Genomic DNA, 21,512 nt, shown 5'->3' with positions numbered 1-21,512 from the left:
TCCCGGCGCCGAAATTTACCTGTCTTTAATGGCAACGTAAGAAAGTGTCCAGGACGCCTCTGGTAGAATCGCGTCCATGAGCGATTTCAATACGATAGTCCAGACCGTTGCGGTGTACCTGGTGCCGGTGCTGTTTGCCATTTCCCTGCATGAGGCGGCGCACGGCTACGCCGCCCGCTATTTCGGCGATCCCACGGCCTCGAACGAGGGCAGGCTGAGCCTCAATCCCATGCGGCATATCGATCCTTTCGGCACGATCCTGCTGCCCTTGATGCTGTATTTCACGATCCAGGTGCCGTTTGGCTATGCCAAGCCGGTGCCCGTCGATTTCAGCCGCCTGCGCAACCCGAAGAAGCAGATGGCCTGGGTGGCGTTTGCCGGTCCAGGCGCCAATTTCGTCATGGGCCTGGGCTGGATGATCGCCTTCGTCGTCCTGAGCGTCCTGCCGCCGACGGAAATGGGCATGTTTTTCCGCAAGATGGCCGGTGCGGGCGTCAGCGTGAATGCGGCCATGTTCGTCTTTAACCTGATTCCCGTGCCGCCGCTCGATGGCGGGCGCATCATGACGGGCTTGCTGCCGATGTCGCTGGCGCGTCCTTACGCCAGCATCGAGCGCTACAGCCTGTATGTGTTCGGCGCCCTGGTGCTGCTGATGTACACGGGCATCTTAAACCGCGCCTTGCTGGCGGCGATCGAATTTGTCATCGGCATTTTTGTCACTGTGGTCACGCCCCTGACGGCCCTGTTGACGTGAGATAAGCTGGATGTACGACAGGCAACTGGATGTATGCACATAATTGATGGAAGTACCGATGCAAGTAACTGAACCAACCATAGAAACCGAAGCGATTTCCGGCTGGCTGCGCCGCTGGGCGCCCCTGATCCCGGGCGGCGAGGTGCTGGACCTGGCCTGCGGCGCAGGCCGTCACGCGCGCCACCTGGTGAGCCTGGGCCACCCCGTGATCGCGCTCGACCATGATCCGGAGATGCTGGAAAAGGCGGCCGGCACGGGCATCACCACCTCGCTGGTGGACCTGGAAGCGCCGGGCGCCGTGTGGCCCTTCGCTCCCGGCCGCTTTGCCGGCATCGTCGTCACCAATTATCTGCACCGGCCGCTGCTGGAAGCCATGGTGGCCAGCCTGGCGCCCGATGGCGTGTTGCTGTACGAAACGTTCGCCGAAGGCAATGAACAGTTCGGCAAGCCGTCGAACCCGAAATTCCTGCTGAAGGAAGGCGAAATGCTGACCTGGGCGGTGCAGCAGGGCTTGCGTGTGGTAGCGTATGAGGATGGGCGCGTGGAACAGCCAAAAGCTGCTCTGGTGCAACGAATTTGCGCCGTCCGGCCGGATTTTCCACGGTTGGCAGCCCTGCTGCCGACGTTTTGAGCGGCCATACTATGTCAGAATGCACCACAGGCGCGGGCTATCCGCTACAATCGTTGTTTTATTTATCGGCGCTATAAACTTACTATGATCAAGGGCAGCATTGTAGCAATCGTCACCCCGATGCACGCAGACGGCAGTCTGGACTTTCCAGGTCTGCGCAAGCTGATCGACTGGCATATCGCCGAGGGTACGGACGGCATCGTCATCGTTGGCACAACGGGCGAATCGGCAACGGTCAGCGTGGAAGAACACTGCGAACTGATCCAGTTGACCGTCGAACATGCCAAGGGACGCATTCCTATCATCGCCGGCGCCGGAGGCAACTCCACGGCCGAGGCCATCAAACTGACGCGCTACGCGAAAGAAGCGGGCGCCGATGCCGTCTTGCAAGTCGTGCCGTACTACAACCGTCCTACCCAGGAAGGCATGTACCAGCACTTCAAGGCCATCGCCGAAGCCGTCGACATTCCCGTCATCCTGTACAACGTGCCTGGCCGCACGGTTGCCGACATGAGCAACGAAACCATCGTGCGCCTGTCCGCCATCCCGAATATCGTCGGCGTGAAAGATGCGACCGGCAATATCGGCCGTGGCGTCGACCTGCTGCGTTTGGTTCCAGCGGACTTCGCCGTGTACTCGGGCGACGATCCGACGGCCATGGCGCTGATGTTCTGCGGCGGTCACGGCAACATTTCCGTGACGGCCAACGTCGCGCCTCGCGCCATGCACGACATGTGCGTGGCGGCCATGGCGGGCGAGCGCGCCACGGCGATCGCCATCAATAACAAAGTGTTCCCTCTGCACCAGAAATTGTTTGTCGAGCCCAACCCGGTGCCCGTCAAATGGGCGATGGCCGAAATGGGCCTGATGCCTGCCGGCATACGCTTGCCACTGGTGCCGCTGGCTGAAAATTGCCATGCCACCGTGCGCGATGCCTTGCGCGACGCTGGCATCCTGTCTTAAGCCGAACTTCAAGCCCGGGCTCGACCAGTCCGGACCTTCCCTGATTCCAGCTGCTACTTAGCTTCTTATCCAGTTACGACATGACTAATTGCAAGAAAACCCAACCGGCGCCTGCCACCATCGCCGTCCGCGGCATCGTCATCGGCGCCGTCGCAGCCAGCCTCGCGGGCTGCGGCATGATCAGTTCGGTAGTCGGCGGCGACAAGGTCGACTACAAGTCGGTCAAGAAAGCCAGCACCCTGGACGTGCCGCCTGACCTGACGCAATTGCAGCAGGACAACCGTTACTCCTTGCCTGATGCGAAAAACGGCGTGGCCACGGCTTCCGGCTACAACGCGCAGCGCAACGCCACGGCCGGCGCGCCCGTCATCGTGGGCGCCGACGGCGTGGTGGGTGTCGTGCCCGTCACGGCAGGTGGCGTGAAGGTCGAGCGCGCGGGCAACCAGCGCTGGCTGGTCGTCAAGCAGTCGCCTGAAGTGCTGTGGCCGCAACTGAAGCAATTCTGGGAAGATTCGGGCTTTACCATCGCCATCGACCAGCCGACGGCTGGCATCATGGAAACCGAGTGGAACGAGAACCGCGCCAAGGTGCCGCAAGACTTTATCCGCAGCACCATCGGCAAGGCCTTCGATTCGCTGTACTCGACCGGTGAAAAAGACAAGTTCCGCACCCGCGTGGAGCGCCTGGCCGATGGCTCGACCGAAATCTACATCAGCCACCGTGGCGTGGAAGAGGTTGTTACTGGCCGCGACAAGGAAACCACCACCTGGACCGCGCGTCCGAATGATCCTGGCCTGGAAGCGCAATTCCTGGCCAAGCTGATGACGCGCCTGGGCGCGGCCAGCGACGATGCGCAAGCGAAGACGGCCGTCGACGGTGCCATCGTGCAGCCGCAGCACGCCAAGCTGGTGGGCGATACCGCCACGCCGGCGCGCGCCATCGAAGTCGATGAAGGTTTCGACCGCGCCTGGCGCCGTGTCGGCCTGGCGCTGGACCGCGTTGGCTTCACCGTGGAAGACCGCGACCGCACGCAAGGCACGTATTTCGTGCGTTACGTGGATCCGGACGTGGTCAAGAAAGATGGTTTCTTCTCGAAACTGTTCAGCTGGGGTTCGTCGTCCGACAAGGACAAGGAAGCGCAGCGTTACCGCGTCCTGGTCAAGGCCGGCAATGGCTCGACCAGCCTGGTCAGCATCCTCAGCAACGAAGGCCAGCCGGCCGTCTCGCCAGTGGCCGAGAAGATCCTGGGCTTGCTGAACGATCAGTTGAAATAAGTGGTGTGGCAGCGGCAGTTTTGAAAACCTGCCGCGCATTAAAAAAGGCTGACCCCGGGAAACGGGGTCAGCCTTTTTTTATTATGCATGCGCCTGGACGCAGCAACGCCTGACAAAACCGTAGCGAGCGCCAGTGATGTGTGGCAAAGAAGCGCAACCGTACGATGGTACGGTGAGCATCGCAGGTCGCAAAGCGCGGCGCGCAGCAGGTTTGCTGGGCGTTTACCCAACAAAAAAGCCGACCCTAAGGTCGGCTTTCTTTAGTGCAGGGTGCTAAATTACTTAGCAGCCGATGCAGCAGCCGAAGCAGCCGAAGCAGCGTCGGTAGCGGCCGAAGCGGCAGCCGAAGCAGCAGCAGCAGCGTCGGTAGCGGCCGAAGCAGCAGCGTCAGCAGCAGCAGCAGCTGGAGCAGCTTCAACTGCTGGTGCTGGTGCTGGGGTTTCAACTACTGGTGCTGGTGCAGGAGCTTCTTCTTTTTTGCTGCAAGCAGCCAGAGCAACAACCATCAGGGAGGCGATCAGCAGGGATTTTTTCATTTGTTTTCCTTAATTATTTCAAAAAATAAATCAATATTGTTGCGATGAATAATTACCGGTAATTATCGCTCGTTAGGTCGTCTTCGAAGGCTTTTCGTACCAGGTGGTGCCTGCCAGACAACGGAAACTTCCTAACCGAATATTATAGCGATTTTTGGTGCGTCGCAATAGGAGCAAGAGGCAAATTCGCAACTATTTTGTGATATCGCAATATTTGCCGAAGCAAATTGCAAGCAAGTGTAAGCGATTTGCGAAAGCGCGACAAAACGATATAAAAATAATATGTTCCATTGCGCTGACGCAGATGCTGCTATTTTACCTGCTGTAATATCACTTTGCTACGACACACTCATTCAAGCCAGTTCGATCCAGCCATCCTGATACCAGGTATATAAGGCATCCATCACGTCATCGGAAGCCTGGGCCACGGTGGCGCCATCGAGGGCGCGTTCGTTGGCCAGGGTTTCCAGGGCCGTTTTATCGGCCTTGCCAATGGCAAACGATTCGCCATTGATGAAGACATTCTTGCCACGATACAGCATCAGGGTCTTGCGCGACAACACGACACCCTTTTTCTGTGCGGCATCCGCGAAGCGGCCCACCGTCAGCGGCTTGGACAGCGGCGTGAAAAACACATTGTGCTTCGGTTCCGACAGGTGTTCGCCGAGGAAAATGGTCACGTCTTCTTCCGTGAAGCGCACCTTGTTCATTTCTTCCGTGATGGTGCTGAGCATTTCGCGGGGGATTTCCGCTGGCTTGCCCGACGCTTTCAGGTCGGGATCGCTGTAGATGCCCGGCAAGTCGATCGAGTCGGCCATGAATTGCAGGAACGCTTCGCCCAGTTCCTGGAACGTGGGCGAGCGGAAGCCGATCGAATACGTCTGGCAATCGCCGATGGCCACGCCGTCGTGCGCGTAGTGGGGCGGCAGGTACAGCATGTCGCCCGGTTCCAGGGTGAATTCCTCGTCGGGCGTGAAGTTGCTGAGGATTTTCAGCGGCAAGCCGTCGATCAGGCTCAGGTCTTTCTGCGCGCCGATGCGCCAGTGGCGCTTGCCCTGGCCTTGCAGCAGGAACACGTCATAGGAATCGAAATGCGGGCCCACGCCGCCGCCGTCGGTGGCAAAGCTGACCATCAGGTCGTCCAGGCGCGCGTCCGGCAGGAAGCGGAACTGGCGCAGCAGGGCGTCGGCCTTGGCGCTGTGCAGGTTGGCGCCCTGCACCAGCAGGGTCCATTCCTTCTGTTTCAGCGAAGGCAGGCTGGTTAGCGGACCTTGCTGCATGTTCCAGTGGCCATCCGCATGGCTGACCAGGCGCGATTCGACGTGGTCCAGGGTGGCCAGCTCGGCCAGGGCCTTGAAATCGAACAGCGCCTTGAAGCCAGGCACGGCTTGACGGATCAACAAGGGTTTTTTATGCCAGTAGTCGCGCAGGAATTGCGCCGGCGTGATATCGCCGAGGAGAGTTAATTTTTTCATGCGCCCATTATAACAACCGGAAATGCAGGAATGCGCCTGCCGTTGGCGGCGTGAAGGTATAATTTGCCAGCTTATACAATGAAAGGAAGCATAATGAAGATTGCCAAAAATACGGTCGTGACTGTCAACTACAAACTGTCAGACGCGCAAGACAATCTGATCGAAGACGGCCGTCAGCCGATGGTCTACCTGCACGGTGATTATGAAAACACCCTGCCGAAGATCGAAGAAGAGCTCGACGGCAAGGAAGTTGGCTATTCCAACACGATCCAGATCGAACCGGATGATGCTTTCGGTGAATACGATCCAGCGCTGGTGAAGGTCGAGCCGCGCAATCGCCTGCCTGAGCCGCTGGAAGTGGGCATGCAGTTCGAAGGCATGCCGGAAAGCGATTCGCCGGACGAAGAAGCGATGATCTTCACTGTCACCGATATCGCCGACGACAAGGTCGTGCTGGACGGTAACCATCCACTGGCCGGCATCGCGCTGCGCTTCTCGCTGACCGTCGCTGACGTGCGCGAAGCCACCGAAGAAGAAATCGCCCATGGCCACGTGCATGGCGCACACGGCCATGACCATGGCGATGAAGATGATGAAGGCGAAGACGGCGATCACTTCCGCACCCATCCTATTCATTAACACCTGACCAAACCTACTGCGCGGCGCGCTTTGCGGCCGGCGATGCTCACCGTACTAGAGTACGGTTGCGCTTCTCGGCCACAAATCACTGCCGCTCGCTACGGTTTTGTCAGGCGTCGTGACGTCTGTTGTTTGTTAGATAAAGGCTGGCTGCGTGCCGGCCTTTATTTTATCGGCGCAGCGTCGACGCCCTGGCCCGTGCCTGCGCCGATGGTCGAGTGGCGCGTTGACGCACCTCAAAGAATGGCGTCTTGCCGGGCCGTACGGCGATGGCGGACCAGTCGTTGTCGATGCTGACGTGGCCCAGGTTGCCTTTCCAGCTGATTTTCGGCCCGCCTGCCCTGGCCGCGGCCTTTTTACTTTTCCCTTCCTTGCCCTCCGCGTCGCCATCGCGTTGCGTATCGACCAATAACACCTTGCCGCTGAATTTCTTCGCCAGGGTACGGATCTGCTTGCGCGGTCCCGCAAAGCCATCCTGTTTCGAACTGAAGCTGGGCAGCAGCGAATTGTCGTCTTCATCGAGCACGCCCACGTCGCCATCGGAAAACAGCACGATGCCGTCGAGCTGCTTGCGCTGCGCCATGGCGAACAGGCGCTGCAGCCAGGAGCGGTTGGCCACCAGGCGGTCTTCGAATTCGCTGTTGCGTCCCGCTTCCGGCAAGAAATGGTTGTTGTTGGCGGGCAGGTTGACGGTGGCAAACAGCACGCCGCCGTATTCCCAGTGGGCGTTTTCCGCATAGCTGCGGAATTTCGCCGTCGATGACAATCGCGACAGGGTCAGCTTGCGCTGGCCCAGGCTCTGGTCGTCGGCGAAATACACGTCGCGCAAGCGGTTCAGGCGTTCGATGGCGTTGACCCTGCCGCGCGAATTGCGGCAGTTGGCCCAGTCGCTGGCCGACAGCGAGACGATCAGCGGCGGCCCGCTGGCGTCCAGCACGTCCTTGCGCTGGCTGTACAGCTTGTCGCTGCACGATTCGCTGGCGGCCTTGATGCCGGTGGCCACCACGAAAGAGGCATTGAAGGCGCTCGTTTCCGCGATGGCTTTCTTCAGGGGGCCATCGTCCGGCCCCGCGTTGAAGGAATGGCCCAGCACGGCAAACTCGAAGCCGGCCTGGTCGGCGGGGGCCGCCAGCGCCACTTGCCATGGCAGGCTGGCGACCAGCAGGCCGGCAGCCAGCAGGCGCAGGCTGGCGATGCTGCGCCGTATGGTCATGCGGCGGCCAGCCGTTTCAACTGGTACAGCTGTTCCAGCGCGTCGCGCGGCGTGAGCGCGTCGGGATCGAGGTCGGCGATGGCGTCGAGCAAGGCTTGCTGTGCTGCGTTCAGCGCGGCCAGCGGCGCCGCCGCTGCCTCTTCTTCCTCTTGCGCATACGGATCGGCGGAAGGCAGCGCGAACAGGTCGCGCTGCGGCGTGGCGTCCAGCGCCTGCGCTTCCAGGCGCGCCAGGTGCTTGCGCGCCGCCTTGATCACGGGTTGCGGCACGCCGGCCAGTTGCGCCACCTGCAAGCCGTAGCTTTGCGAGGCGGGACCGGCCTGCACGGCGTGCAGGAAGACGATGCTGTCCTTGTGCTCGACGGCGGACAAATGCACGTTGGCGGCGCTCGGGTGACTGTCCGGCAGTTGCGTCAGCTCAAAGTAGTGCGTGGCAAACAGGGTGAAACTACGGCTGCTGTCGATCAGATGGCGCGCGATGGCCCACGCCAGGGCCAGGCCGTCGAAGGTCGAGGTGCCGCGGCCCACTTCATCCATCAATACCAGCGAGTGTTCTGTGGCGCCGTTCAGAATCGCCGCCGATTCCGTCATTTCCACCATGAAGGTCGAGCGTCCGCCCGCCAGGTCGTCGGTGGCGCCGATGCGCGTGAAGATGCGGTCGATGGGACCGATGGTGGCGGACGCGGCCGGCACGTAGCTGCCCACGTAAGCCAGCAGGGTGATCAATGCCACCTGGCGCATGAAGGTCGACTTACCGCCCATGTTCGGGCCGGTAATCAGCAGCAAGCGGCGCTCGTTGACGAGGCGGCAATCGTTGGCGATGAAGCGTTCGATCTGCTTTTCCACCACCGGGTGGCGGCCCTCGACGATGTTGATGCACGGCTCGTCGACCAGCTGCGGCGCGGCCCAGTTGTGCTGCTGCGCATGTTCCGTCAGCGCGTTCAGGGTGTCGAGCTGGGCCAGGCCCTGCGAAATCGTCTGCAAGGTGCCGATGTGCGGCGCCAGCTCGGCCAGCAGCAGGTCGTACAGCAGCTTTTCGCGCACCAGGGCCTTGTCTTGCGCCGACAGGGCCTTGTCTTCGAACACCTTCAGTTCAGGCGTGATGTAGCGCTCGGCGTTTTTCAGGGTCTGGCGGCGGCGGTAATCGTCCGGTACCTTGTCCGTCTGGCCGTGCGTGACTTCGATGTAGAAGCCATGCACCTTGTTGTATTCCACGCGCAGGTTGGCGATGCCCGTGCGCGCGCGTTCGCGCGTTTCCAGGTCGAGCAGGAACTGGCCCGCGTTTTCCGACAGCGCGCGCAGTTCGTCCAGTTCGGCGTCGAAGCCGGTGGCGAACACGCCGCCGTCGCGCACCATGGCCGCCGGTTCCTGCGCCACGGCGCGCACCAGCAAGTCCAGGCAGGCGGTCGGTGTCGCCAGCGCAGCGTGGATGGCGGCCAGCAAGCCGCTTTCGCCGCCTTGGCCAGGACCATAACAGCGGACCACGTCGCCGCGCAGGGCCGGCAGTTGCAGCAGGCCGTCGCGCAGGGCGGCAAGGTCGCGCGGACGCGCCGACAGCAGGGCGATGCGCGTGGTGATGCGTTCGATATCGGGCACTTGCGCCAGGGTGGCGGCCAGTGGCCCCGCCGCTTCGCTTTGCGCCAGCGCGGCGATGGCTTCATGGCGCGCGCGCGCCACGTTCTGGTCGCGCCGCGCATGGTGCAGCCAGTGGCGCAGCATGCGCGAACCCATGGCCGTGCGGCAATGATCCAGCAGGGAAAACAAGGTCGGCGATTCCTGGCCGCGGATGGTTTCCGTCAATTCCAGGTTCCGCCGCGTGGCCGCGTCCAGGCCGATGAATTCGCTTTCCGTCTCGGTTGTCAGCGAGCGCACGTGCTGCAAGCCCCGTCCCTGCGTCGATTGCGCATAGCGCAGCAGCGCGCCGGCCGCGCCGAACGCGGCGCCGAGGCCATCGGCGCCAAAGCCCGTCAAGGTCGCCACGCCCAGTTGATCGAGCAGGGCCTTGTGGCCGCCCACCACGTCGAAATGCCAGTCCGGCACGCGGTTGATGTGGGTGCCCGCGTAGTCGTCGAACAGGCTGCCATTGTCGCCGCTCAAGATTTCGGCCGGCACGATGCGTTCCAGTTCCTGCTGCAGGCGCGCCGCCACGGTGGCGCTGTCGCCGGAAAACTCCATCAGTTTCAAAGCGCCGCTGGCCAGCGACAGCCAGGCCAGGCCCGTGGTGACCGACTTGCGCTGCGTGATGCTGCACATGGCCAGCAGCGGACGCTCGGCCTTCTCGGGCAGCAAGTCCGCATCCGTCAGGGTGCCCGGCGTGACGACGCGCATGACCTTGCGCTCGACGGGGCCCTTGCTGGTGGCCGGGTCGCCGATCTGTTCGCAGATGGCCACCGACTCGCCCAGCTTGACCAGCTTGGCCAGGTAGCCGTCCAGCGAATGGAAAGGCACGCCGCACATTTTAATCGGGTTGCCACTGGCCACGCCGCGCGCCGTCAGGGTAATGCCCAGCAGGCGCGAGGCTTTTTCCGCATCCTCGAAAAACAGCTCGTAGAAATCGCCCATGCGGTAAAAGACCAACATCGTCGGGTGGTTTTCCTTGATGCCCATATATTGTTGCATCATGGGCGTGAGCTTTTCAGCCGAATTCTTCTTTGCCGCGGCGGCGTTGATTTCTTTTGGGACGGTGGTCATGTGTTCTTTGTCGTTGGTCCGGCGGCAGGAAAGGCGTGCCTGCCGGGCTGTGTGTGGTGCTGTGTGCGTGCCAAGCCGCGCCAGGGGGCGGAGCTTGGGTTCAAGGCCGTCATTTTACCGCTTTCGGCGGGCAGGGCGGCGTATTGCGTGCGGGTGTGAAAAAGCCGCGCCGGTGGGGGCGCGGCTTGGGTTACTTGCCGGCGGCAGGTAATGGCAAGCTAGCTCTCGCCAGAACGCCGTACTGGCCAGGTATGTCGTCATGAACTCACGCTATCGATATAAATGCCGATGAAAGCCGAATGACGAATCGAGTCGTGCCTTGGATATAAGGAAAGGCAATATTAGCCGTAGGTCGACGTTCCGCCAACTGAGCTTTCCGGATCGAAAGAGAAGACGCGCAATTCTGGCTGCACATCTTCACCGCGCATGATGCGCACGGTCATGACGAAAGACAATTCCCAACGGCCAGCAGCATAGCCTACGTCCAGGTTGTGTTTCCATTCCTGGCGAATGCGGTGCAGCGGCACTTGATCTGGTTCGCCCAACAGCTGTTGGATCTCGAAATCCAACGGTAAATGGTAAGTAGCGCCCACGGCTTGTAAGAACGGCGATGGCGGCGAATAAATCGTGGGTACTTTGGGGCCAATCTGCGTCAATTGCGGTACGGTGATGATGCAGCAATCAACGATCTGGAACGACGTGAAACCGCTTTCCTTGGAGCCGCAGCAAGTGACATCCAAGTATACATGCTGGCCTTTCTGGAAGTGCACACCGCCCATGTAGGGCCCATGGCGGGGATCGGCCGTACCGTCACAGGAAGTGAAATTATAGTCGAGCTGATTGGTAATCTGGTCTGCATCAAAATGTACGGATAACTTCATCCAAGGGCTGACAGGCGTCATGTCTTAAGGTCTCTTTTCAAGTGGATAATAAATTGCTGATAGCGAGCATCTCGTTTGAGGTTCAATAAATCGGGCGCGGATTCGATCAGGTTGATAGGGTAGCCGAGCTTGCTCGCTTCTAGTAATGCCGCCAAGGCTGCGTCGCGGTTTCCCGTTAACTCATATGTCAGGGCCGCTCTAAATTGTAGGTCGGATAGTTTTGGGGCGATGCCAAGGGCCTTTTCTATCCTCATCGTTGCCGCTTTTTTTTCACCTACATAAGCGAGGTACATTGCCATGCGTGAATTGAGGGTGGCGTCTTCCGGCATGAGGGCCAAGAGTGGGGTCAGCAATTCAATGGCCCGCCGGTACGAGCGCTGCGACGCTGCGGCCTGCGCTGGTATCCAGCGTTGTGCATCTGCAAGATTCGCCCATAGCTGATAGGTTCCCGGATTACCCTTGGCCGAACCAACCGATTTCTCAAATGCCTGCACTGCACCTAAATAATCGCCTTTGGCGAATAGTGACGTGCCTAGATTTGTGTACAACTCCCAATGCGGCTGGAATTGCAGGCCCTGTTGAAGCACGCGTAACGCTTCGTCATTGCGATCTTGACGCAGCAGTACGGCATTTAGATAGGCATATCCGTTCACCGATTGCGGATCAAGCTCAATGCTTTTTCGATATGCCTTTTCTGCACCTGCATAATCGGCCTGCTTATACATCATGATTCCCTGCATGATAGGGAAAAGTCGCTCTTTGGGATGCAGGGTTATTGCGCTATCAAGTAATTTTTTTGCCAGTTCAAATTTTTGTGTAAAGACCAGTGACCTTGCTTTTCCGTATAGGCCCAGTACGTTTTGCGGATCCAGATTCAATGCCTTGGACACTGCAATTTGAGCATCTTCCTGTTTCCCTTGGAACTCCAGGACCCAGGAATGTGCCACATGGGCGAGCGCTAGTTGATTATCCAATGCGATTGCCTGTTGGGCGCTGGCGTCCGCACGCTTCAGCCAGACCATATCGCGGCCATTGCCTATATAGCGCAGGGCGTATGCCAATGACAGCCCGGCTGACGCAGCCGCATTGGATGCATTGTGTTGCAATACTGTACTGAAATGTTTGATCGCCTGTTCCTGGCTGCTATCTCGATCAAACACCCGCAACGCCTCCATCCCCGCCGCCATGCTGGCCATTTCCGAATATGGCGCGGGTGCTTTTTCTCCCGTGACGAACGATTTGACGGCAGGAATGATGTTGGGCAGCTGCCATCCCGCCAGCACGGCCAGCAGTGCCACACCCGCGCCCCATTTCAGCGTGCGCTTGCGGGGCAGGGGCAGGCGGATGGAGACGCTGGCGGGCGGTTCTTCCTTCGCGGGCGTCTCGTCAGCAAGGGGCGTGGCCAAGGTGAGCGGTTCCCCGCGCTGCGTCCCAATCGCCTCGCGCACATCGCGCATGGTGCGCGGCCGTTCGGCTGGGTCGTGAGCCGTCATCGCGCGCACGAGGGCGTTGATGGTGGGCGGCACCGAGTCCGGCAGGTCGGGCCACGGCTGCGTCGCCTGCATGTGGGCGGCGGCCAGGGCCAGGCCGTTGAGGTGGGCGAAGTGGCGCTGGCCGGCCAGCATTTCGTACAGCATGGCACCCAAGGCATACACGTCGCCGCGCGTGTCGGGCAGGCGGCCCATCAGGCGCTCGGGCGCCATGTAGGCGATGGTGCCCTGCAAGTCGCACAGGGTGGTCGTTTGCGTGGCTTGCGGGTCCATGTGGCGTGCCAGGCCGAAATCGAGGATGCGCACCTTGCCGTTCGCCTCCAGCATCAGGTTCGACGGTTTCAGGTCGCCGTGCACGAGGTCCATGGCGTGCGCCTCGTCCATGGCGTCGGCGATCTGGTAAGCGATGTCGAGCGCGGCGTGCAGGTCGGCCTTGCCGCCGTGCATGAACTGCCCCAGGGTCTGGCCTTCGACCAGTTCCATGACGATGGACTGGCCCGTTCCCTGGCCTTCGATGGCGAAGATGCGCACGAAGGCCGCATGCTTGAGCGAGGCGGCCAGGCGCGCTTCATTGATGAGTTTTTCGGGATGCAGCACGTCGGCTTGCGGTTTCAGCCGCTTGAGCGCCACGCTGCGGCACAGTTTGGCATCCCAGGCTTCGAATACATGGCCGAAACCGCCTTCGCCCAGCAAGCGGCGCACTTCATAGTGCCCGCTGATCGTGTCGTCTTGCGGCGGGGGCTGACGCAGGGAGTCGAGCAGTTCCATATACCTTGGCTTGAGAGTGCATCAACGTGGGCGTCAAGCATCGAAAAGGGTCAATGCGATGTTTGCATGCTCAAGATGATTGATTTTGAGTAACTTCCTGATTTAAAACGATTGTTTCGAATAAGTCAATTATTATTGACAAGGAGTGAACAAAAGTTGCCATGCCAGCGCCTGGATGGCATTCCTTGCTGATGCATGCAATCTTGTCCAAACTCAACTTTCCTCGTTCCCGCTTCCTCAATAATGCAGATGGGGTGATACCGGCATGTGTCGATCAGGCGATGGGAGCGTTCATGGATGAGTTGCTGCAGTATTACGAGCGCGAACTGGGCACCTTGCACGCCCACAATCAGGTGTTTGCCCGGCGCTATCCCGCCATCGCCGGCGCGCTGGGCATCGCGGGCGGCGACATGGGTGATCCGCATCTGGCGCGCATGCTGCAGGCGTTCGCCATGTTCAACGCGCGCACGGCCAAGCGGCTGGCCGATGGCTTTGGCACCTTCAGTGAAACCTTGCTGGAAGTGAACTTTCCCCATTACTTGCGCCCGTTTCCTGCCTGCGCCATTGCCCGCATCGATAATGACGCGGCGACGGTGACCGAGCTGGCCACCATTCCGCGCGGCACGGTCATGCATGCGGCCGAGCATCAGGGCGTTGCCTGCAAGTTCACCACCGCGTACGATGTCGCCGTGGCGCCGCTGCGTCTGTCCGACGTGCGCTTCCAGTCCATCGTGGCGGCCCCGCCCGCAGTGCGCCTGGCGCCGGATCTGGGCGCGGCGATCAGCATCACGCTCGAAGCGACGGGCGCAACGTCCACGCTGGACGGGCTCCCGCTGCCGGCGCTGCGCCTGTTCCTCGACGGCGAGCCTTCCTTTTGCGCCACCCTGCGCGACAGCCTGTTTCTGCGTGCACGTTGTGCCTATGTGGAAGTCGACGGCACATGGCATGGGCTGGACGCCGTGCCCCTGCATCCGGTCGGTTTTGCCGCCGAGGATGCCCTGATGCCGGCCATGGCCGCCTCGCATCCCGCCTACCGCTTGCTGGGCGAATGGTTTGCCTTTCCGGATAAATTCAATTTCATCGACCTCGACCTGGCTGTGCTGCGCCCGCTGTTGCCGCCGGCCTGCCGGCGTTGCACCGTGCACCTGCTGCTGGCCGACGTGCAGGCCGATACGGATGTCGCGCGTATCTTGCGGCCCCTGTCCGCAAGGCATCTGCTGCCGGGATGCACGCCTGTCGTCAACCTGTTCCGCCAGGCGGCCAACCCCATCCGCCTCACGCACGCGAGCGCCGAGCATGTGCTGCTGCCATCGGTGCGGCAGGCGCATTGCTACGATATTTACAGCGTCGATAGCGCACATATCCTCAGTGAAATGGAGAACGGCAGCGGACTCGATGCGTTTCACCCGTTCTATTCGATGCGCCATGGCGAGGCGGGCGGGCGCCAGGGGCGCTACTGGGTGACGCGGCGCGACGAGGACATGGCGTTGAGCAAGCCCGGCTACGACATGCGCATCGCCTTTGTCGACGGCGCCATGCAGCCCTTGCACGACGCGACGCAAACGGTGTCCATCATGCTGACTTGCAGCAACCGCGACTTGCCGGGCCGCCTGGTGTTCGGCCATGCCGCCGGCGACTTGCATCATGACGGCGTGGCCAGCGCCTTGCCGGTGCGCCTGCTGCGCAAACCCGGTGCGCCGTGTCGCTTCCCTGCGGGCGCGGCGTCGCACTGGCGGCTGATCGCGCAATTGTCCCTGAACCATCAGTCGCTGAATGAACAGGGTTTGCCGCTCTTCAAGCAAATACTCGAGTTGTACAACTTGCCCGGTTCGGCCAGCGCCGCGCGCCAGATCGCGGGCATAAGCGCACTGCGCCAGCGCGCCGCCAGCACCTGGCTGCACGACGAGTCGGGTGGCAGCCTGGTCTTCGGCGTCGACGTGCTGCTGTCCGTTGACGAGGACGCCTTTGTCGGCAGCGGCCTGCATGCGTTTGCCCAGGTCATCGAACGTTTTCTCGGGCTGTATGTGCATCTGGGCTCGTTCACCCGCCTGATCGTCTTGTCGCAAAAGACTGGAAAGGAGTTGCTGTGCTGCCTGCCACGCAATGGAAGCCAGACGCTGGTGTAGTCGCGCGCCTGATTGCCGATCCGTCCGGCACCGGCTTCTTTCAGGCGGTGCGCTTGTTGTCTGCCTGGCTGAGTCAGCAAGGCATGTCGCAGGAACACGTTTTTCGCGATTGCCTGCGCCTGCATGGCAGCGCGTCGCTGTCGTTTGCCCCGGGAGAAATCGAAGCGCTGTGGCTGGAGCCGCAGGCGGACGGCGGGATGCACGTGCATGTGCGCGCGGCCATGCTGGGTTTTTTGGGCGTGCATGGCAGCCTGCCGCTGCATTACACGGAAACGCTGGCCCGCCATGCGCGGCAGACGGGCGACGGTGGCCCCGGTGACTGGCTCGATACCTTGTCGCACCGCGCGCTCGTCCTGTTTTACCAGGCTTGGGCCCGCTTCCGCATCGAATGCCAGCAAGACACCGACGGCGGCGATTTCCTGCCCTTGCAACTGGCGCTGGCGGGCGCCTGGCCTGCCGAGATGGCCAGGCAGGCGGATGGCTTGCCTGCCCATGTGCTGGCCCATTACGCGGCCATGCTGCGCCATCGCCCGGTGTCGGCCGACGCGATGCAGGCGGTGCTGGCCGAGTATTTCGGCGTGCCCGTGCGCTTGCAGCGGTTTGTTGGCGCCTGGTTCCGGCGCGCGCCGCGGGAGCGCACCTTGCTGGCCACGGCGCATGCGCGGCTGGGGCAGGGCGCCATGCTGGGCGAGCGCTGCCGGCGCGCCGACTTGCGCGTGCGTCTGGTGCTGGGGCCGCTGGCGCGCCGTGTCTATGAGGATTTCTTGCCCGGCCGGCCAGGCGCGCTGGCCCTGCGCCAGATGCTGGCGCTGTTTGGCTTGCCGGGCGTGAGCTTCGAAATACGCCTGGTGCTGCGCCGGGAAGACGTGCGCGGCTGCATCCTGGGCGTGGGCGCCTGCCTGGCGGAGGATGCTTTCCTGGCAGACAAGTTGCAGGCCCGCGACCGTGACGACATGCATTACGAACTGCGTTTCGATGGTTCCGCCTGAGATCGCCTGCTGTGTTTCGATGAATGCTGGAAGGAGGAAACCCATGGAAGACTTCGCGCAATGGATGGCCGTGGACAAGAACTTGACTGCCGGAAACCGTGCCTTGCGGCTGCGCCTCGCTTACCCGGATGGCATCAATGAGGATGTCTTGCTGCCGCAGCGCATCAGCGGCAGCGAGGCCATCTGCGGCGGCCTGGAATACCGCATTCTGTGCGTGGCCACCGAGGCGCAGTTGCCGCTGAAACAGTTCATCGCCGTGCCGGCCGAATTGCAGATCGTTACCGACCAGGGGCAACTGCGCAGGGTGTGCGGCATCGTCGCCGAAGCGTGTGCGGGGCAGAGCGACGGCGGCCTTGCCACCTATCAGCTGGTGCTGCGCGATGGATTGGCGTTGCTGGAAAAACGTATCAACACGCGCGTGTTTCGCAATAAACATGAATTGCAGATCGTGCAGCTGCTGTTTGACGAGTGGCGGCAGGGCAATAGCGTGCTTGCGGCCAGCCTGGATCTCGCCATCGATGCGGCGCTGGCGGCGCGCAGCCTGCCCATGCGCGAATTCACGATGCAGCACAATGAATCCGATGCCGCCTTTATCCGCCGCCTGCTCCGGCGCCGCGGCATCGCCTGGTGCTTCCAGGCGGGAGCGCCGGCCAGTTCGAACGCCGCCACCACGCCCGTGCATACCCTGCTGCTGTTCGACGACGCCAGCCGCCTGGCGCACAACGCGGCCGGCACGGTGCGCTATCACCGCGATGACGCCACTGAGGAAAGGGATACCGTGACGGCCTGGAGCGCCGTGCGCCGCTTGCAGCCGGGAAAGTCCGAGCGCTACAGCTGGGACGATGGTCACCCGCACAGCCCGCAGTTCATGGCCACGCGGTCACACGGCGGCGTGGATCAGGGCAGCAATGGCAATCGCTTCGCAGCCAGTCTCGACGACTATATCGTGGAGCCGCCGCTGGCCGATGGCAGCAACGACGATTTTCGGCAACTGGGCCAGCTGGCGATGGCGCGCCACGATATGGACAGCAAGTGTTTCCAGGGCGAAGGCTGCGTGCGCGACTTTTGCGCGGGCCAGTGGTTCAGCCTGGAAGGGCATGCCGAGATCGACAGCCACCCGGTGGCCGAGCGCAGTTTCGTCCTCACGGCCTTGAGCGTGGCGGCCAGCAATAACTTGCCGACGGGGTTAGACGCGCGGGTCGAGCGCCTGTTTGCGCAGAGCGGCTGGCAGCGCGACGCCGGTCCCGCGCAAGGGGCAGGCGCCGATGGCCAGGCGGCCTTGCGCTACCGCAACCGTTTTACCTGCGTGCGGCGCGGCATCGCCATCGTGCCCGCTTTTGATCCGCGCGGCGATTTTCCCGTCGTGCGCCTGCAAAGTGCGCTGGTCGTGGGGCCTGCCGGCGAAGAGGTGCATTGCGATGCGCTGGGACGGGTCAAGGTGCGCTTTGGCGCCACGCGCACGCCGGATCACGCGCATGCCGACGGCAGCGGCGCCTCCGATACGGAGCGTGACTCGGCCTGGGTGCGCGTGGTATCGAGCTGGACCGGCAATGGCCCGGGCAGCGGCAAACAATGCGGCACCTTGACATTGCCGCGCATCGGCGCGGAAGTGCTGATCGATTTTCTCGGTGGTGACCCGGACCGGCCCATCATTGTCGGCCAGCTGTACAACACCGTGGGCGCGCCGCCGGGCTTGAGCGTGCGCGGCACCTTGCCCGGCAACCGGTATCTTTCCGGCATGCGCAGTCGCGAAGTGCGCGGTGGACGCGGCAACCAGCTGTGCTTTGACGACACGCCATCGCAAATCAGCGCGCAGCTGGCCAGCGACCAGGCGGCCACGCAATTGAATCTTGGCTACCTGACCGAGCCGCGCAGCGACGGGGCAGGGCAGCAGCGCGGCGACGGCTTTGAATTGCGCAGCGACGCCAGCGGCAGCGTGCGCACCGCCCGCTCGCTGCTGATTTCGGCCTGGAAACAGCTGGGCGCCAGCGGCAAGCAGCTCGACGGCAGCGAGCATGCCGCCGTGATGCAGGAGTGCCTGGAATTGTTGAGCTCCTTGGGCGAGTTTGCCGCCCAGCACCAGGCGTTGGCGCTGGACGCGACCGGCAGCAAGGCGCTGGGGGCAGCCATCGCCGCCGACCAGGCCGCCGTCAGCATCACGGCGCCCGAGGGCGTGGCGCTGAGCACGCCCAGGAGCATCGCCAGCAACGCAGGCACGAATATCGACCTGGTGGCCCAGCAGCATCTGCAACTGAGCGCGGCCCAGCGCTGCAACGTCAACGCTGGCAAGGGCATTTCCCTGTTCGCGCACCAGGATGGCATCGTGCAGGTGGCCCACTTCGGCAAGTTTGTGCTGCAAAGCCAGCACGACTTGCTGCAGGCGGACGCGGCCAAGGAAATCCGCCTGACGGCGGGCACGCGCCTGGTCGGCGTGGCGCAGGACGAAATCACCTTCATGACGGCGGGCGGCGCCTACCTGAAGCTGTCCGGCGGCGCGGTGGAGCTGGGCGGACCCGGCGCGCTGACGGTGAAGACCGACGGTCATCACTGGAACGGCCCGGGCAGCATGAAAGGCGAGCTGCCCATCTTCGGCGAGGGCGAGCTGGGTCGCGTGCCCCGCTTGCTGCGTCCCACCGACGGCTTGCCCGTCGAGGGCGTGGAAGTGCACATCGAGCGTGAAGGTGACAGTCCCATGACGGGCACCAGCGGTGCCGACGGGCGCGGGCCGAAGGTGGCGACCGATCATCTGCAGCGGCTGAAGGGCTTCTTCTTCCGCCGCCGTTCCTGAACCCCGACTCTGGAGACCAATCCATGCAGTTCGACCCCCACCCGCCGCTTTGCGACGACCCCCACATCGATATCCTCGGCCAGTTTTCCTGCAACGCCAATTTCCAGAGCAGCGACCGGGACACGCTGCAGCAGTTGCCGCTGCCCGGCATCATGATCTTCGTGCACGGCGTCAATTCCGATGGCGAGTGGTACGCGGCGGCCGAAGAAGGCCTGTGCAAGGGCCTCAACGAGCGCCTCAAGCGCTCCTGCCATCACCTGCGGCACCGTGGCGTGGAGGGCGGCGAACTGAAGGCGGTCAATTATGGCGCCGAGATCACGGCCGAAGGCTTTCTCCATCCGGAGATGTCGGCCGACACCCTGATCCGCGATGCGGGCACGTTTTCTCCCGTGCTCCGCTTTCGCTGGGGCTACAAGGCTTCCGGCGAAGAACTGCAGCAATACGGCAAGGGCATCTACCTGAACGAACAGGATTACTGGGGCGGCGGCCCGTTTGCCAATGGCTGCAGCGCGCTGGCAGACCTGTGGAAGGAGGGGCTGAGCGAGGATTTGTTTTTGTGGAACAAGATCCAGCACATGAATCCCTTTTCGGAGCGGCAAGTGTACAGCTGCCCGCCGCGCCCGTATTTCGTGCTGGCCGCCTATCGCCTGGCCAGGCTGGTCGAAGCCATCCGCCAGCAGCAGGCCGATGTGCCCGTCACCATCGTGTGCCACAGCCAGGGCACGATGGTGGCGATGGCGGCCGCCTTTCTCGGCGCCCGCCTGCCCAAGGCCGATGGCGTTCCCTGCGTGGCCGATAACTATGTCATCTGCAATTCACCGTACAGCCTGGCGAAACGCAATAGCGCCGAGAACTGGGTGGCCGGCAATCTGCGCGCGGCTGACGGCAGCACGGGCCGGGTGACGGTGCAGGCGCGCCTGAATACCTTGAAAAACTTCTTTGCCATCATCCGCCAGCGCGCCACCCCGGGCGAGCTGCAGACAGACGAGGAAATCGACCGTTGCATGGCCAACCTGCAGCACGGTTTTTCCGCCGCCAAAGATCGTGAACGATACGGGATTGCCGGCGCCGCGCGCGGCGGCAAGAAGTCATCGTATGGCAGGGTGACCATCTATTGCAATCCGCACGACGTGGTGGTGTCGTCCGTGGCCATCGAGGGCATCGGCTGGCGCGGCCTGTCGGGTTCGCTGGCCAAGGATAGCAAGGACGGCGGCGAGCTGACGGCCACCGACGCGGCAGGCGTGTGCGTGCAGCGCGTGTTTGCCCAGGGTTTCGAGGTGGGCAAGCAAGGCAGCTATCACTACTGGACCGATCACTGGCGCAAGCCTGCGCCGGGCGGCAACGATTTCTGGTTTCCGGCACAGAAATATGCGTCGTATTCCATCAAACAGGGCGTGGAGGCCAGCGAAGGTGCCTTTTCCACCATCCTGACGGTGGGATTGGCGCCCCTGTTCATCGTGATGACGGGCCTGGCCCGCAGCCCCTGCAATGCCTCGCCCCACAAGGATTGGAAAATCGAGCTGAACGCGCCCGACCTGCTGTCGCCCTTCACGCCGCAGTCCTTGCGTTTTGGCCAGAGCAGCGAGGAATTCGACGAAGGCTACGATCCGCCCGGCGAATCGCGTCAGGCCGGAAAACAGCGTACTGCCGGTGACGATTACCTTGCCGATCATGCCATCCCGCCCGGCGGCTTGCAGGGGCAGGCGGGAAAAGACGAGGCCAAACGCATGGACAGCGCCAGGGGCACGGCCGACGACGAGGCGCGTTTGCGGTTCGAGCAGCGCGCGGTGATACGCGCCCAGGCGGTGCGGGAAGGGAAAAGTCCTGCGGGCAAAAAAGTGCAGCAGGAAATGCCCAACGCCACGCCCGACGCCGACTACCAGCAATGGCGCAGCACGCGCATAGCGGAGTCGATGGCCAGCCAGGCGGGCGCCTACGCCACCGACCATTCCACCATCCTGACCAATCCCATGCATGCGGAGCGGGCGCTTGCGTATGACGTGGCGGTGGGCGTGTGCCGCATCAAGGCGGATCAGTTGCGCAAGTTGCGGGTGGCGGCGGATTGGAGGTTGTTGAGAGCGCTAAATAATACTGAATCCGCTAAATTGTTCGAAGAATATTTTAATGATGGGAAATTGCATGGTTTGACCATCACTCAATGGTCTCAGCAGACGGGTGGGGAGTGGAGTCTTCCTGCATCCATAGTTGACGTGAGAGAAAACCCTGCTCCTGATTCGCATCCCAATTCCGGTGAGCGAGCATTTAACTAAAGCCCATTTCGTAGCTGGATATTGA

At 62.2% G+C, this 21,512-nt stretch carries 15 protein-coding genes; 9 read left to right on the top strand and 6 right to left on the bottom strand.

All coding sequences use genetic code 11. The annotated features are described in order from the left end of the window. The first annotated feature begins 76 nt into the window (after window positions 1-76). The 4 genes from GCN78_RS02150 to bamC all read left to right on the top strand — a co-directional run bounded on the left by GCN78_RS02150 (window position 77) and on the right by bamC (window position 3,622). Window positions 77-754, top strand: a complete 678-nt coding sequence (locus GCN78_RS02150; RefSeq protein ID WP_152250196.1) for a site-2 protease family protein — start codon at window positions 77-79, stop codon at window positions 752-754. Between the two features lie 58 nt (window positions 755-812). Continuing rightward, complete coding sequence (locus tag GCN78_RS02145) at window positions 813-1,385, top strand: class I SAM-dependent methyltransferase (protein WP_131687527.1); 573 nt, start codon at window positions 813-815, stop codon at window positions 1,383-1,385. Between the two features lie 84 nt (window positions 1,386-1,469). Further along, the gene (gene dapA, locus GCN78_RS02140; RefSeq protein WP_152250195.1) at window positions 1,470-2,348 is read left to right on the top strand and encodes a 4-hydroxy-tetrahydrodipicolinate synthase; all 879 of its coding nucleotides are present in this window, start codon (window positions 1,470-1,472) and stop codon (window positions 2,346-2,348) included. An 80-nt stretch (window positions 2,349-2,428) separates the two neighbouring features. Continuing rightward, entirely contained in the window at window positions 2,429-3,622 is a 1,194-nt protein-coding gene (bamC, locus tag GCN78_RS02135) for an outer membrane protein assembly factor BamC (RefSeq protein ID WP_152250194.1), read from the top strand. 278 nt (window positions 3,623-3,900) lie between these two features. On the opposite strand, the gene GCN78_RS02130 is transcribed toward bamC, so the two are convergent. Both GCN78_RS02130 and GCN78_RS02125 read right to left on the bottom strand, forming a co-directional pair. Next, window positions 3,901-4,158, bottom strand: a complete 258-nt coding sequence (locus GCN78_RS02130; protein ID WP_077407633.1) for a hypothetical protein — start codon at window positions 4,156-4,158, stop codon at window positions 3,901-3,903. A 353-nt stretch (window positions 4,159-4,511) separates the two neighbouring features. Continuing rightward, complete coding sequence (locus GCN78_RS02125) at window positions 4,512-5,633, bottom strand: cupin domain-containing protein (protein WP_152250193.1); 1,122 nt, start codon at window positions 5,631-5,633, stop codon at window positions 4,512-4,514. A 93-nt stretch (window positions 5,634-5,726) separates the two neighbouring features. On the opposite strand from GCN78_RS02125, the gene GCN78_RS02120 reads away from it, so the two are divergent. Then, complete coding sequence (locus tag GCN78_RS02120; RefSeq protein ID WP_152250192.1) at window positions 5,727-6,272, top strand: FKBP-type peptidyl-prolyl cis-trans isomerase; 546 nt, start codon at window positions 5,727-5,729, stop codon at window positions 6,270-6,272. Window positions 6,273-6,441: 169 nt separating this feature from the next. Here GCN78_RS02120 and GCN78_RS02115 read toward each other — a convergent pair whose 3' ends face one another. The 4 genes from GCN78_RS02115 to GCN78_RS02100 all read right to left on the bottom strand — a co-directional run bounded on the left by GCN78_RS02115 (window position 6,442) and on the right by GCN78_RS02100 (window position 13,314). Beyond that, window positions 6,442-7,485 carry a hypothetical protein gene (locus GCN78_RS02115; protein WP_152250191.1) on the bottom strand — a complete coding sequence of 348 codons (1,044 nt, stop codon included), beginning with the start codon at window positions 7,483-7,485 and terminating at the stop codon, window positions 6,442-6,444. Continuing rightward, a complete protein-coding gene (mutS, locus tag GCN78_RS02110) occupies window positions 7,482-10,175 on the bottom strand; it encodes a DNA mismatch repair protein MutS (RefSeq protein WP_152250190.1) in 2,694 nt (897 codons plus the stop codon). Before mutS ends, GCN78_RS02115 begins: the two co-directional genes overlap by 4 nt. A 341-nt stretch (window positions 10,176-10,516) precedes the next feature. Next, window positions 10,517-11,077, bottom strand: coding sequence for a hypothetical protein (locus tag GCN78_RS02105; protein WP_152250189.1), 561 nt, complete (start codon window positions 11,075-11,077; stop codon window positions 10,517-10,519). After that, window positions 11,074-13,314, bottom strand: coding sequence for a serine/threonine-protein kinase (locus GCN78_RS02100; protein WP_152250188.1), 2,241 nt, complete (start codon window positions 13,312-13,314; stop codon window positions 11,074-11,076). Before GCN78_RS02100 ends, GCN78_RS02105 begins: the two co-directional genes overlap by 4 nt. A gap of 293 nt (window positions 13,315-13,607) precedes the next feature. On the opposite strand from GCN78_RS02100, the gene tssF reads away from it, so the two are divergent. The 4 genes from tssF to GCN78_RS02080 are packed head-to-tail and all read left to right on the top strand — an operon-like array spanning window position 13,608 to window position 21,487. Next, window positions 13,608-15,440, top strand: a complete 1,833-nt coding sequence (tssF, locus tag GCN78_RS02095; RefSeq protein ID WP_152250187.1) for a type VI secretion system baseplate subunit TssF — start codon at window positions 13,608-13,610, stop codon at window positions 15,438-15,440. Next, on the top strand, window positions 15,401-16,429 hold the full coding sequence (gene tssG, locus GCN78_RS02090) for a type VI secretion system baseplate subunit TssG (protein ID WP_152250186.1): 1,029 nt from the start codon (window positions 15,401-15,403) through the stop codon (window positions 16,427-16,429). Before tssF ends, tssG begins: the two co-directional genes overlap by 40 nt. A 43-nt stretch (window positions 16,430-16,472) precedes the next feature. Then, window positions 16,473-19,217, top strand: a complete 2,745-nt coding sequence (locus GCN78_RS02085) for a type VI secretion system Vgr family protein (RefSeq protein WP_152250185.1) — start codon at window positions 16,473-16,475, stop codon at window positions 19,215-19,217. A 23-nt stretch (window positions 19,218-19,240) separates the two neighbouring features. Further along, entirely contained in the window at window positions 19,241-21,487 is a 2,247-nt protein-coding gene (locus tag GCN78_RS02080) for a T6SS effector phospholipase Tle3 domain-containing protein (protein ID WP_152250184.1), read from the top strand. The last annotated feature ends 25 nt before the right edge of the window (window positions 21,488-21,512 follow it).

This window comes from Janthinobacterium rivuli, assembly GCF_009208735.1.
In the GTDB taxonomy this organism is placed as follows: domain Bacteria; phylum Pseudomonadota; class Gammaproteobacteria; order Burkholderiales; family Burkholderiaceae_D; genus Janthinobacterium.
Note: the sequence above shows the minus strand (reverse complement) of the source record. Positions and strands in the feature narration are given on the sequence as shown.

Excerpts from the sequence above, each read along its gene's own strand:
- GCN78_RS02150 (WP_152250196.1), top strand. The coding sequence starts at position 77 with ATGAGCGATTTCAATACGATAGTCCAGACCGTTGCGGTGTACCTGGTG.
- GCN78_RS02145 (WP_131687527.1), top strand. The coding sequence starts at position 813 with ATGCAAGTAACTGAACCAACCATAGAAACCGAAGCGATTTCCGGCTGG.
- dapA (WP_152250195.1), top strand. The coding sequence starts at position 1,470 with ATGATCAAGGGCAGCATTGTAGCAATCGTCACCCCGATGCACGCAGAC.
- bamC (WP_152250194.1), top strand. The coding sequence starts at position 2,429 with ATGACTAATTGCAAGAAAACCCAACCGGCGCCTGCCACCATCGCCGTC.
- GCN78_RS02130 (WP_077407633.1), bottom strand. The coding sequence starts at position 4,158 with ATGAAAAAATCCCTGCTGATCGCCTCCCTGATGGTTGTTGCTCTGGCT.
- GCN78_RS02125 (WP_152250193.1), bottom strand. The coding sequence starts at position 5,633 with ATGAAAAAATTAACTCTCCTCGGCGATATCACGCCGGCGCAATTCCTG.
- GCN78_RS02120 (WP_152250192.1), top strand. The coding sequence starts at position 5,727 with ATGAAGATTGCCAAAAATACGGTCGTGACTGTCAACTACAAACTGTCA.
- GCN78_RS02115 (WP_152250191.1), bottom strand. The coding sequence starts at position 7,485 with ATGACCATACGGCGCAGCATCGCCAGCCTGCGCCTGCTGGCTGCCGGC.
- mutS (WP_152250190.1), bottom strand. The coding sequence starts at position 10,175 with ATGACCACCGTCCCAAAAGAAATCAACGCCGCCGCGGCAAAGAAGAAT.
- GCN78_RS02105 (WP_152250189.1), bottom strand. The coding sequence starts at position 11,077 with ATGACGCCTGTCAGCCCTTGGATGAAGTTATCCGTACATTTTGATGCA.
- GCN78_RS02100 (WP_152250188.1), bottom strand. The coding sequence starts at position 13,314 with ATGGAACTGCTCGACTCCCTGCGTCAGCCCCCGCCGCAAGACGACACG.
- tssF (WP_152250187.1), top strand. The coding sequence starts at position 13,608 with ATGGATGAGTTGCTGCAGTATTACGAGCGCGAACTGGGCACCTTGCAC.
- GCN78_RS02085 (WP_152250185.1), top strand. The coding sequence starts at position 16,473 with ATGGAAGACTTCGCGCAATGGATGGCCGTGGACAAGAACTTGACTGCC.
- GCN78_RS02080 (WP_152250184.1), top strand. The coding sequence starts at position 19,241 with ATGCAGTTCGACCCCCACCCGCCGCTTTGCGACGACCCCCACATCGAT.